13 protein-coding genes are annotated in these 12,017 nt (G+C 62.2%); 8 read left to right on the plus strand and 5 right to left on the minus strand.

Annotation, left to right across the window (positions count from 1 at the left end):
* Positions 1-80: 80 nt before the first annotated feature.
* Complete coding sequence (gene purD / locus I6E73_RS02650; RefSeq protein ID WP_197122912.1) at positions 81-1,331, minus strand: phosphoribosylamine--glycine ligase; 1,251 nt, start codon at positions 1,329-1,331, stop codon at positions 81-83.
* A 47-nt stretch (positions 1,332-1,378) separates the two neighbouring features.
* On the opposite strand from purD, the gene I6E73_RS02655 reads away from it, so the two are divergent.
* The 4 genes from I6E73_RS02655 to I6E73_RS02670 all read left to right on the plus strand — a co-directional run bounded on the left by I6E73_RS02655 (position 1,379) and on the right by I6E73_RS02670 (position 3,259).
* On the plus strand, positions 1,379-1,750 hold the full coding sequence (locus tag I6E73_RS02655; protein ID WP_197106631.1) for a sterol carrier family protein: 372 nt from the start codon (positions 1,379-1,381) through the stop codon (positions 1,748-1,750).
* Positions 1,747-2,109: a hypothetical protein gene (locus I6E73_RS02660; protein ID WP_197122914.1), complete on the plus strand. Its 363-nt coding sequence runs from the start codon at positions 1,747-1,749 to the stop codon at positions 2,107-2,109. Before I6E73_RS02655 ends, I6E73_RS02660 begins: the two co-directional genes overlap by 4 nt.
* Positions 2,110-2,193: 84 nt before the next feature.
* Complete coding sequence (locus I6E73_RS02665) at positions 2,194-2,685, plus strand: hypothetical protein (RefSeq protein WP_197122916.1); 492 nt, start codon at positions 2,194-2,196, stop codon at positions 2,683-2,685.
* Positions 2,686-2,788: 103 nt separating this feature from the next.
* On the plus strand, positions 2,789-3,259 hold the full coding sequence (locus I6E73_RS02670) for a hypothetical protein (protein WP_197122918.1): 471 nt from the start codon (positions 2,789-2,791) through the stop codon (positions 3,257-3,259).
* 79 nt (positions 3,260-3,338) lie between these two features.
* Here I6E73_RS02670 and purF read toward each other — a convergent pair whose 3' ends face one another.
* Complete coding sequence (gene purF / locus I6E73_RS02675; protein WP_197122920.1) at positions 3,339-4,796, minus strand: amidophosphoribosyltransferase; 1,458 nt, start codon at positions 4,794-4,796, stop codon at positions 3,339-3,341.
* Between the two features lie 139 nt (positions 4,797-4,935).
* On the opposite strand from purF, the gene purM reads away from it, so the two are divergent.
* On the plus strand, positions 4,936-6,042 hold the full coding sequence (purM, locus tag I6E73_RS02680) for a phosphoribosylformylglycinamidine cyclo-ligase (RefSeq protein WP_197122922.1): 1,107 nt from the start codon (positions 4,936-4,938) through the stop codon (positions 6,040-6,042).
* Here purM and I6E73_RS02685 read toward each other — a convergent pair.
* On the minus strand, positions 6,039-6,998 hold the full coding sequence (locus I6E73_RS02685) for a LysR family transcriptional regulator (protein WP_197122924.1): 960 nt from the start codon (positions 6,996-6,998) through the stop codon (positions 6,039-6,041). The two genes, purM and I6E73_RS02685, sit on opposite strands and share 4 nt — an antisense overlap.
* Positions 6,999-7,082: 84 nt before the next feature.
* On the opposite strand from I6E73_RS02685, the gene I6E73_RS02690 reads away from it, so the two are divergent.
* Both I6E73_RS02690 and I6E73_RS02695 read left to right on the plus strand, forming a co-directional pair.
* On the plus strand, positions 7,083-7,982 hold the full coding sequence (locus I6E73_RS02690; RefSeq protein ID WP_197122926.1) for an EamA family transporter: 900 nt from the start codon (positions 7,083-7,085) through the stop codon (positions 7,980-7,982).
* 84 nt (positions 7,983-8,066) lie between these two features.
* Positions 8,067-9,401 carry an aminotransferase class V-fold PLP-dependent enzyme gene (locus I6E73_RS02695; RefSeq protein ID WP_197122928.1) on the plus strand — a complete coding sequence of 445 codons (1,335 nt, stop codon included), beginning with the start codon at positions 8,067-8,069 and terminating at the stop codon, positions 9,399-9,401.
* A gap of 80 nt (positions 9,402-9,481) precedes the next feature.
* Here the strand turns inward: I6E73_RS02695 and I6E73_RS02700 are convergent, their stop codons facing one another.
* A complete protein-coding gene (locus tag I6E73_RS02700) occupies positions 9,482-9,715 on the minus strand; it encodes a DUF3073 domain-containing protein (RefSeq protein WP_197106626.1) in 234 nt (77 codons plus the stop codon).
* A gap of 155 nt (positions 9,716-9,870) precedes the next feature.
* Between I6E73_RS02700 and I6E73_RS02705 the strand changes: the two genes are divergently transcribed.
* Positions 9,871-10,992 carry an NAD(P)-binding domain-containing protein gene (locus I6E73_RS02705; protein ID WP_197122750.1) on the plus strand — a complete coding sequence of 374 codons (1,122 nt, stop codon included), beginning with the start codon at positions 9,871-9,873 and terminating at the stop codon, positions 10,990-10,992.
* Positions 10,993-11,032: 40 nt separating this feature from the next.
* Here I6E73_RS02705 and I6E73_RS02710 read toward each other — a convergent pair whose 3' ends face one another.
* The gene (locus I6E73_RS02710; protein WP_197122931.1) at positions 11,033-11,926 is read right to left on the minus strand and encodes a LysR family transcriptional regulator; all 894 of its coding nucleotides are present in this window, start codon (positions 11,924-11,926) and stop codon (positions 11,033-11,035) included.
* Positions 11,927-12,017 lie beyond the last annotated feature (91 nt).

Consider the following 12,017-nt stretch of genomic DNA (forward strand, 5'->3'; position numbering starts at 1 on the left):
CCAGGCGCTCGACGCAGCATCAGCCGAAGCCGAGTCAGAGCCAGCAGCATCAGCCGGCGCAACACCGTTCACAGCGTCACTCACTGGGCGACGCGCAAAGCGATATCGCTGCGGAAGTGTGAGCCCTCGAGGTGAATATGCTCGAGAGCTTCGTAGGCACGTTCGCGGGCGACCGCAAAGGTTTCGCCGGTCGCGACGACGCTCAGCACGCGTCCGCCGGTGGCGACAAACTCGTCACCCTTTTTGGCGGTGGCCGCGTGGGCGATGGTGATGCCGGGAACGGCGAGGGCGGCATCCAGTCCGGTAATCGGGCGACCGATCTTGGGGTTCTCGGGGTAGCCCTCGCTCGCGAGAACAACCGTCACGGCAACGTCGTCGCTGAAAACAGGCGATGCGTGGTCGGCAAGGCCGCCAGTTGCTGCGGCGTAGAGCAGCGAGCTGAGCGGGGTGACCAAGCGGGGGAGCACAACTTGCGTCTCGGGGTCACCGAAGCGGGCGTTGAACTCGATGACGCGGATGCCGTCCCGAGTGACAATGAGGCCACAGTAGAGCAGTCCGATAAATGGTGTCTGTTCTTCGGCGAGCTGGCGGATCGTGGGCAGCGCGATGGTGTTGATCACTTCGTCAATGAATCCGTCGGGGAGCCAGTTGAGCGGCGAGTACGCACCCATGCCGCCCGTGTTGGGTCCGTCATCGCCGTCGTAGGCGCGCTTGTAGTCCTGCGCAGGCGAGAGCGGAACAACGTTGTGGCCATCGCTCAGCAGGAAGAGGGAAACTTCTTCGCCGGCTAGGTATTCCTCGACGAGCACGCTGCCGTAGGTGAGCCAGTGCTTGGCGTGATCGACGGCGGCGTTGCGGTCGCCCGTGACCAGAACACCCTTGCCGGCAGCGAGGCCGTCGGCCTTCACCACGTAAGGGGCGCCGAACTCATCGAGAGCCGCAGTGGCTTCGTCGAGCGAGCCGGCGCGGTGGGCGCGACCGGTGGGCACGTTGGCGGCATCCATGATGCGCTTGGCAAAAGTCTTGCTGCCCTCAAGAGCAGCGGCAGCCTTGCCGGGGCCGAACACGGCGATGCCGCGGCGGCGAAGAGCATCAGCGACGCCCTCAACCAGGGGAGCCTCGGGCCCGATGATGACCAGTTCGATGTCATTGTCGAGGGCGTATTCGGTAACAACGCTTCCCCGAGTGGGGTCAAGCGCGACCGTCTCCACGACCGATGCGATACCGGCATTGCCGGGCGCAGCCGTGATTTCGTGCGTCTCCTCCTCACTGAGAAGTGACGTCACAATGGCGTGCTCGCGGGCACCGGATCCAAGAACAAGAATTCGCACAAGCACAGCCTAACCAAGCCCACAGCCACAGTTGTTAGCGTTAAGCTATGGCACAGCTGAAAATAGCCCCCATTGCTGGTGAAGCGAGCATCCGGATGGTGCGCGACGGTCGAGCCGACCGCGACGCCACCGCAACCGCGGTGCGCTACCTCTTGCAGGTGCTCGCGAAGAATGCCGAAGGCAACTCGGTTGAAGTGCGAGTGCCGCCGTTCGGTGCCGTTCAAGCGATCGAAGGCCCCAACCACACGCGCGGCACCCCGCCCAATGTTGTTGAGATGGATGCCGCGACCTGGATTGCCTTGGCCACAGGAACACGAGAGTGGGCCGAGGCCCTCGACTCCGGCGACATCAGTGCCTCAGGGTCGCGTGCCGACCTCAGCGAATACCTCCCAGTTGTGTGGGAGAGAATAGTGCCGTGAGTATTACGCCAGATCATGAGCCCGCGGCATCCGCCCCGCAGCAGCCTGCGATGAAGACCACGGTCGAATCAACGGGCGTGAGCATTCGCCGTGCGCCTAAGTACAGCGCGTTCATGATTGTCGGTGGTGGGCTCGGTGCCGCCGCCACGTTCATTCTCACGATGTCGTTCCCCGCTGACCCTTCGGTCGGATTCGGGGCTCTCTTTGGCTACTTCAGCCTCTTTGGAATTCCTGCCGGTGTTGCCGTCGGAGCTCTCGTCGCGCTCATCGCCGACCGTTCCTCGCGCCGTCGTGCCAAGACCGGCACGGCCGAGCACGAGATCTCGGAGCCAGAAGCGTACGAGGGCACGCTCGAATAACGAGCGCTTTGCTGGTTGTCACTAAATCGAGGATTTTTTAACAAGGAGACTCCATCTGCTGCTCTGAATGGCATACTCCACTCTATGAAGCGCACGAGAATGGCTGAGGCGGGGAAGTGCGCGGTTTCCGCGGGAACGATGTTGCTCCTAGCCATCGGGCTTGGCGGCTGTAAACAACTCGACCGAGAATGGGTTCAAGAACGCCAAGACAATCTCAATGCGGCCGTGGCGGAATTCCCAACATCGACTCTCGGAGAAGTAACCTGCGAAGGATCCGGGGGCAAGCCAACCCCCAACAATGGTTTTACCCATTTCTTCGTTATAGAAGGCGACGATATCGTCGCGAAGGTCGCCACACACCTCGAAGCGGCGGGTTATCTCGGAACCCATCGCCCAGACATCATCACGTACTCGCGCGAAGACGGGATAACTATAGAAGGATATTCGATTGGCGACAGCGACTACGCGGATGAGCTTAAGTCTTCACTGATAGACAGCGAATGCAGTGTTCCGACTACCGACGCGATCTGGGTTCAGTTCCGCGAACGTATTCCTACGACAGGGACTGCTGGCTAGGCGCCTGCGTGTGTCATTGTGCGTAGCGCCCACTGGGCAGCGCAAGCCGAGGATTTTTTAGTAAACACGCTTCCGTCGGTGCTTCAACTGGCATACTCCCGCTATGAAGCGAACGAGAACTGCAGCGGCAGGCAAGCGCGCAGTTGCCGCAGGAATGGTGTTGCTCGTCGCCGGCTCGCTCAGCGGCTGCTTCTTGTTGGACCCGAACTGGAAGCAAGAGCGCCAAGATAACCTCGACGGAGCGGTAGCCGAATTTGAGGCAATGACCGTTGGTGAAGTTATTTGCGAAGGGGCCGGTGGCGAGCCCACTCCGAAGAACGGGTACACCCACTACTTCGTCTTTGCGGGAGCCGATATTCCCGCAGCGGTCGGCGCCCGACTCGAAATGCTGGAGTACACCGGGTTCACTCGGCCAGATTCTCTGAGCTACACACGGCCCGATGGAATTGCGGCCGTTGGGTATGTGATGGACGACAGTGATGAAGCCGGCCGAATTGAAGTGTGGCTGGCGGAAGACGGTTGCGAGTTCCCGAGTACCGATGCGATGTGGGTGGAGTTTCAAGAGTCGCCTTAGGCAGGAGGTGCTTTCAGGTACACGATCCGGAAGAAGGCACCGCCAATTTCGAGCGAACCGGAAACTGGCATAACGAGCGCTAGCTCAGCTGCGTCTTCTCGAGCCAGTCGAGGTAGTCGGGCGTGATGTTGCCCGAGACGTATTCGCCCGTGAAGCAGCTCATTTCGAGCTCGGAAACGTTCGAGCCCTCCACGATGGCGGCTTGCATGTCGGCGACCTCTTGGTAGATGAGGGCGTCAGCACCCATTTCCATGGCGATCTCGGGAATCTTGCGACCGTGAGCGACGAGTTCGGCGCGAGTCGGCATGTTGATTCCATACACGTGGGGGTAGCGCACGGGCGGTGCTGCTGAGGTGAAGGTGACCTTGTTGGCGCCAGCTTCGCGGGCCATCTGCACGATCTCTTTCGAGGTGGTGCCACGCACGATGGAGTCATCCACGATCAGGATGTTCTTGCCCTTGAACTCGGTGCCCATGGCGTTCAGCTTCTGCTTCACGCTCTTTTTGCGCTCGGCCTGGCCGGGCATGATGAAGGTGCGACCGACGTAGCGGTTCTTGTAGAAACCTTCGCGGTACTCAACGCCGAGCTTCTGTGCAACCTGCATGGCGGCGGGGCGTGACGAATCCGGGATGGGCATCACAACGTCGATGTCGCCCATCGGCGTGTACTTCGAAATGGTGTCGGCGAGCTTGTCACCCAAACGCAGGCGAGCTTCGTAAACGGAGATGCCGTTCATGATCGAGTCCGGACGAGCCAAGTAAACGTATTCGAACGAGCACGGAATCAGCACCGGTGCCTTGGCGCACTGCTTGGAGAACATTTCACCATCGGGCGTAATGAAGATCGCTTCGCCGGGCTCAACATCCCGCACCAATTCGTAGCCGGCACTTTCAAGCACGAGAGATTCGGATGCCACGATCCACTCGTTGCCGACCAAGCCAGTCTGGCGGCGGCCCAATACGAGCGGGCGGATGCCGTAGGGGTCGCGGAACGCGAGCAAGCCGTGCCCGGCGATCAGTGCGATCGCGGCGTACGAGCCCTCAACGCGGTCGTGCACGCGCGAGATGGCGGTGAAGACTTGCTCGGGGTCGAGGTCGTTTCCCGAAACCTGCTCTTGAAGTTCGTTGGCCAACACGTTGACGAGAAGTTCGGTGTCGCTCGTGGTGTTGAGGTGGCGGCGGTCAATGCGGAACAGTTCGTCAGTGAGCTGCTGCGTGTTGGTGAGATTGCCGTTGTGAACAAGGATGATGCCGTACGGCGCGTTCACATAGAACGGCTGCGCTTCGTTCTCATTGAAGGCGTTGCCCTTGGTGGCGTAACGCACGTGGCCGAGGCCCGAGGTGCCCACGAGGTTGCGCATGTCGCGAGTGCGGTACGCCTCGCGAACCTGACCGTTGGCCTTCTGCAAGTGCAGGGTGCTGCCGTCGGAGGTGGCGATACCCGTGGAGTCCTGGCCGCGGTGCTGCAGAAGCAGCAATGCGTCATAAACCTGCTGGTTGACGGGCTGAGAAGAGACGATACCGACAATGCCGCACATGCTTTCGCGTGGCTCCCTGAGGTCGTAGAGCGCGTACCCGGTGTGAGTACGGTCTAGCTTCTCACATCCGGCCGTTCTGCTGCTGCGCTGTGGCCGTCGCGACTGCGTGCGAGAAGGCGCAGACCGGTACGCTGGAGCCGTGACCGAGAACTCTTCTTCTAGCTATGCCGCAGCCGGTGTTGACACCGCCGCTGGCGACCGTGCCGTCGAACTCATGAAGGCGGCCGTCAGTGCCACTCATGGGCCCAACGTTGTGGGAGGGTTCGGCGGTTTCGCAGGTCTCTACGACGCTTCGTTCCTCAAGGACTACACGCACCCGCTGTTGGCGACATCGACGGATGGCGTGGGCACGAAGGTTGCGATCGCTCAGGCGCTCGACAAGCACGACACCATCGGCCAAGACCTCGTCGGCATGGTTGTTGACGACATCATCGTCGTGGGCGCTAAGCCCCTCTTCATGACCGACTACATCGCGTGTGGCAAGGTCGTTCCCTCGCGCATTGCTGACATCGTTGCCGGTATTGCTCGTGGATGCTCGGCTACTGGCACTGCGCTGGTTGGCGGCGAAACGGCAGAACACCCCGGTCTTCTTGGGCCAGACGACTACGACGTTGCCGGTGCGGCAACCGGTGTGGTCGAAGCCGGATCGCAGCTCGGCCCGCACCTCGTGGCCGATGGCGATGTTGTGATCGCGATGGAGTCCTCAGGCATCCACTCCAATGGTTTCTCGCTTGTTCGCCACATTCTGGCCAACAACAAGGTCGGTTACAGCGACCACCTCAACGAACTCGGCGGAGTTGTCGGCGAAGTGCTCCTCGAGCCGACCCGCCTCTACACAATGCCGCTGCTCAACCTGCTCGATGCGCAGCCCGGCGCTGTGCACTCGCTCAGCCACGTCACCGGTGGCGGAATCGCCGCCAACCTCGCACGCGTGCTGCCGGTTGGCTCGTGGGTTGAAGTTGAGCGCTCGACCTGGTCGCCGCCCACCGTATTCCGGGTGCTGTCTGATCTGGCTGGTTCCAGCCTCGAAAGTGCCGAAGGAACCTGGAACCTCGGGATCGGCATGATCGCGATTGTGGCCGCGGATGCTGCTGACGCGACCATCGCCGCCCTGACCGCCGACGGCATCCCGTCGTGGGAAGTCGGTCGCGTCTCGATGACCGCTCGCGATTTCACCGGCTTCGAACAGGGTGCCAAAGGCGTCAACGGTGGTGCGGTGCGCCTGAGCGGTTCATACGCGAACTAGCTTTTTGAAGCGCGAGCCGCGGTTGCGGCTTCGAGCGCGAGCTCAGGTGCAAGCTTGGGCTCTCGTTCAGGTGTGTTGAGTAGCGCGCGGATGGCACGCACGGCTGGTGCCTCCGTCATCGTTGCTCGCCAGATCAGCGTGACGGGCCGCGTGGGCACGGGTTCCCTCAAAGGGATTGCCACAACGCCAGAGGGAAGCAGCCCTCGTCCGAGGCGGGGCACGAGAGCAACAGCGAGTCCGGCCTCCACGAGCGCAATCTGCGACGCGAACTCGCCGCACCGGTAATCGATGCGGGGCGGGTTCGGGTCGCCTTGATACATGTGGCAAAACCACTCGTAACAAATCGTGCCGTCGGGGGTGCACGTCCACGTGTGGTTTCGCACATCGCTCGGCGTCACGAATGCGCTGTGCGCGAGGGGATCGTCTTCGTGCACCAGCACGTCAGCAACATCGCGAAAGAGTTCTTCGCTGCAGAGGCTCGGCGGCATCGTCATTCCCACGCCCTCCCAGTGATGCACGAGTGCAATGTCGAGGGCACCAGCGGCAACGGCGGCAACCGCATCCCAGGGCTCGAACTCGGAAACCGTCACGCGAAGCTCGGGAAAGTCCGATCTGACGTGGGCGAGAAGTTCGGGAATTACCCCGCGCACCGCCGTGGAAAACGCGCCCAGCTTAAGGGTGCCTGCCGGGCGGGTGCCGGCGTCGTGCAATCGTGAACGGAGTTCTTCCACGCGTTCGCGCAGCATCCCGCCTTCGTCAACAACGCGGCGGCCGGCAGCAGTGAGCACCACTCCGCGACCTTCTCGATCGAGCAATCGCGCACCAAGGTCGCGCTCAAGTCGTTTGATCTGTTGCGACACTGCGGAGGGCGTAAAGCCGAGATCGGTGGCGGCGGCGTGAACCGTGCCTGTTCGCGAAATGGCGATGAGAGCGTCGATGGCAGCCAAATCGATCATGCAGTCATTATGTACCCACGGCACTGAATAACGTGCAAAATTGTGCGCTGGTGCTTCCTGATTGAAGCCGTGAGACTACTGAGCATGCCCCTTCGTTCCGCTCTCGCCGCTGTTCTTGTCGCCGTCATCTGGGGCCTGAACTTCGTCGTCATCGATCTCGGGCTCGAGGGTATGCCACCAGCGCTGTTCGTCGCGCTGCGTTTCGCTGCCGTCGTGGTGCCCGCAATCTTCTTTGTGCCGAGGCCCACCGCACAGTTTCGCGACGTGCTCCTCATCGGGGTGTTTATGAGCTTGGGCCAGTTCGGGCTGCTCTACACGGCACTCGCGATCGGGATGCCGGCTGGCCTCGCCTCGCTCGTGCTTCAAGCTCAGGTCGTGTTCACCGTTCTTTTCGCGGCGCTCACCCTCCGCGAGATGCCCACGCGGCACCAGCTCGTCGGGGTGGCGATCGGTGCCGTCGGACTCGTCGTGGTCGGCAGTGGGCGTGGGGTCGATACCCCCGCACTCGCCTTCATCGTCACGCTTGCCGCCGCGGCATCCTGGGCGCTGGGCAACGTCGTCGCTCGCCGCATTGGACGCACCAGCACGTCATCCGCACCGCTTGCAGGGCTTTCTCTCACCGTCTGGTCAGGGCTCGTAGTTCCCGTGCCCATGGTGTTGCTCGCCCTTGTTCTGGACGGACCAGACGCTGTCGGCTTCGCCCTCACCCACCTCACCATTCCGCAACTGCTGTCGACGGCCTATACCGCGTGGCTCGCGAGTCTCGTGGGCTACGGCATCTGGAACACGCTGCTGGCGCGCCATGCGGCATCCGCAGTCGTGCCGTTCACGATGCTCGTACCCGTCGTAGGAATGGTGACCGCCTGGTTGGTCTTGGCTGAGATTCCGACACCGGCCGAAGCGGGCGGCGGCGCGATGCTGCTGCTGGGCGTCGCGATCACCACGGGGATACTGCGCCGTCGCCGTGGGCGCGCGCCCAGCTAGGCAACGACTTCGCCGCAGCAGTGTTTTCGCTATGACCCGGGTGCCACCGAAGCGAATCCGGTGCTGTGCGCTTGAATGGGCGCTATGGCAACTAAGCAGCCCGATAACTCGGTTGACGTCGATAACGGCGAGCAACTCGCAGAACCCGAACACGAGCACACCGTGGTGGATGAGCAGCACGACGGCGACGACGATGTCGCGGATCAAGCGGACGCCACAAACCGCCCCGAACCGCTGCTGACCCGCGATGGTTCCCCGGCCGCCGCACTCTGGAGTCTGAACTCCCGCTGGCGCCACATCAACCACGGCTCCTTCGGTGCAGTCCCCGTCTTTGCCCAACTACGTCGCCTCGCCTACCTGCAAGAAACCGAGAGCGCACCGCAGCGTTGGTTCATGGCCGCACCCGAGCGTCTCGCTCAGGCCCGCGAAGGTCTCGCCGATTTCCTTGGCGTGGATGCCGACCGTTTCGGTTTCGTCCCCAACGCCAGCGCCGGAATGACGGCCGCCATCCGCGCCCTCATGCTCAACGTCGGTGACGAGCTACTCATCACCGACCACGCCTACGGAGCGGTCGCGTTCTCGGCTCGCCGTGAAGCCCGCCAGCGCGGAGCCAAAGTGCGCACCGTGCCCATCGAACTCGATGCCACGCCCGAGCACATCCTTACGGTTCTCGGCAAAGCACTCGCCAAGAAGCCTGCCGGCCTCATCATCGACGCCTCAACCTCGTCCACCGCGCGCGAGTTCCCGGTCGTGGCGCTCGCCGAGTTGGCCACGAAGCACGGGGTGCCTCTGCTCGTGGATGCAGCCCACGCCCCGGGAATTCAGCACCGCCCGGCCGAGGGCATTGCGGCATCCGCCTGGGTCGGCAATTTGCACAAGTTTGCCTGCGGTTTTCGGGGCAGCGCAGTGCTCGTGGCCGAAAAGAAGTTCGCCAAAAACCTGTACCCGATAATCGATTCCTGGGGAATGGATGAGCCCTTCCCCGGTCGCTTCGACCACCAGGGCACATTCGACTACACGCCGTACCTTGCTAGCGTCGACGCCATCACGGGGCTCGAAGACCGCATCGGCTGGGATTCCATTCGCGGCTACATCGAGTCACTGCTCGACTACTCGACCGACGTTGTTGCCGATGCGCTCGATGCTGCGTCCGGTGAAGAGTCGCGGGTGGATGTCGCAGCCCCCGCTCCGGGAATGACCCTCTTGCGGCTCCCCGGCACCCTCGGCGCAAGCCATGACGATGCGCAAGCTGTTCGCCAACGCATCACGGACGAACTCGGATTCGAGACTCAAGTCACTAGCTTCCGTGACACCGGCTATCTGCGGCTTTCGGCGCACGCCTACAACACTGCCGACGACTACGAGCGCTTTGCCGAAGACGCTGTGCCGACTCTCGTGGAGTGGTCGCGCGAGCGCTAGCCCGGCGCCGCGTTAACGCACGAAGCGAGCATCCGACCCCGGAGGGTCTGGTGCTCGCCTTGTGTGCAGAAGGTGCGTTATTAGGCGCTACGAGTTTCCTCGTCGTCCTCGTCATCTTCTTCAACGTCGTATTCGTCGCTGTATGAACTACCAGCGGAGTACTCCGGCCACTTTTCGCTGTCTTCCGACACCGGAGCAGCGCTTTCTGACCCGCTCAACTCGCGAGCGAGTGCACCATAGTTGGTGTCTGGGCTGAAGTACTTCAAATCCCGAGCAACCTTGGTGTGCTTTGCCTTTTGACGGCCGCGTCCCATTCGAGACCCCCTCATGCTTCTGTCCCGGTGCACTGACGGTGGCCAGCGAACGAGCGAACAGGGATGGATGAAAACTAACCTGAAGTTTAGCACGATGGACAGAAAGGTCTTCGTGGGCGGTGCACAGGTGGGGTGTTCACGGGTAACGTTAGCCCGTGACATCCACCACTGAAACCGACACCTCTGTTGTCGTTATTGGTGCTGGCCAAGCGGGCCTCTCTGTTGCCTACTATTTGCGACGACTTGGCCTCGACCCCGGCAACGACTTTGTGCTCCTCGACCGCGGCCCCAATACGGGGGGCGCGTGGCAATTCCGGTGGGAAGCGTTGCGCATTGGTTCCGCCCACCGCATCAATGATCTTCCCGGTCTCGACGAGCTGGGGCTCAGCTTTGAGACCGCCGACAAACACATGCCGGCCAAGAAAGTTGTCGCCGACTACTACCGCGCGTATGAAGAGCACTACGGACTGCAGGTCGTGCGAAATGCGGATGTCATCGCCGTCGATAACCTCGGCGAACATCTGAATGTGACCTTCACCCTCGATGGCGAAGAAACAAAAACTGTCAGCACGATGCTCGTCATCAACGCCACGGGCACTTGGGGTGCACCGTTTATTCCGTGGTACCCGGGGCTCAAGTCGTTTGAGGGCCGCCATCTTCACACGAGCGAATACCGCAGCGCCCGCGAGTTCACCGACCAGAGTGTTGTCGTGGTTGGCGGAGGAACGTCAGCGATCGGGTTCCTGCTCGAACTCGAAAACATCGCCAGCAATCTCACCTGGGTGAGCCGCCGCCCCATCGACTTCCTCGAAGATGGCGGCCTCAACCTTGAAGCGCGCAAAGAAGCTGTGCTGGTGCAGGATGAGGCGGCGCGAGCAGGCCGAGCCCTCCCCAGCATCGTCAGCGGCACGGGCGTTCCGCGCACCCGCCGCATTCAAGCCGGCATCGAGCGGGGCGTTTTGACGCCGCGCCCCATGTTCTCCAGCATCGAACCCGGTGGGGTGCGATGGAAAGACGGTGCCTTCCAGCAGGCGGATGCCATCATCTGGTCCACCGGATTCCGCCCAGAACTGCGCCACCTTGCTCCGCTGAAACTGCGCGAGAAAGAGGGCGGCGTGGCCGTCGGGCAGGGCGTGGCGTGGAAAGACCCTCGCATCTTCTTTGCCGGGTATGGGCCGCAGGCATCCACTATCGGTGCCAACCGTGCGGGGCGGATGATCGCCCGCCAGGCCATCGCCACCCTCAGCAAGATTCAAGCCATGAAGAACGGGCGCTAGCGAGCTGATCTTGCACGAACCGCTGGCGAGAGTGCGGTGGCTAGCCAACGGATGCCACCTCGCGAATAAGATCGCGAAGAGCGGCGAGCTGGGGCCGGTTGTCGTTTGCGCGCCATTGCATTTCGAGCGGCAGCGTTGCGGGCTGCGCGAGTGGAATCGCCACGAGGTCTTCTGGCAGATGACCGATCAGGGCAGCGGAGACGAGTGAGAAAGCGCGAGACTCTGAGAGCAGGTAGAGCCGCGACCCCACAATGCGGGGTGGGCTGACGAGCAGCAGCGGGCTGAGCCCGCGCGAGGTGCAGATCTCCAATAGGTAGTCGAAGTAGGCCGGGTTTTGTTCGCGAGGCCACAGCAGCAAAGGTAGGTCACCGAGTTCGGGCAATTCGATGTCGGTCGTGTTTGCCAGTGGGTGGTTGCGGCTGACGGCGACGAAGATTTGTTCGCGCACGATCACTTCGCTCTCGTAACCTTCGGTAGCCTCCAGAAAACGGCCGAGGCCGATATCAGCGTGCTCGCTCACGAGGTGGGCGGAGACTCCACCCGTGTCGACGAGAACATCTTCGATACGAACGGAGGAGAGGCTCTGCTCGGCCCGGCTGATCACGGCGGGGAGAAGTCGGTTGACTACGCTGGGGGAGGCCACGACGCGGGCGGTGCGGATGCGGCTCGGCTCGAACAACTGCACATCGCGAACAACCTGATTCGCGTGGGTGAGCAGGTGACGGCCCTCGGTCGCCATCGCCTCGCCCGCCTGAGTGAGCGTTGCTGAACGGCCGGAGCGGTCGAGCAGCGCGACTCCGAGAGCGCGTTCGAGGCGGCTCACTTCTTGGCTCACCGTCGGCTGTGAGATCTCCAGTGCCTCAGCGGCTCGTCCAAAGTGCCCGGCATCGGCCACGGCAACGAAAATCTCTACCTGACGAAGCGTAATTTTCATAGGCTAAGGCTATCTAAACTGCATCCACTCTTTCTGGATTCTTTGCTATCGACTAGTTACGGTTGAAGCAGCGGTACGCCTCCGGCGAAGC

It is taken from the genome of Salinibacterium sp. SWN248, assembly GCF_015864575.1.
Classification (GTDB): Bacteria; Actinomycetota; Actinomycetes; order Actinomycetales; family Microbacteriaceae; genus Rhodoglobus.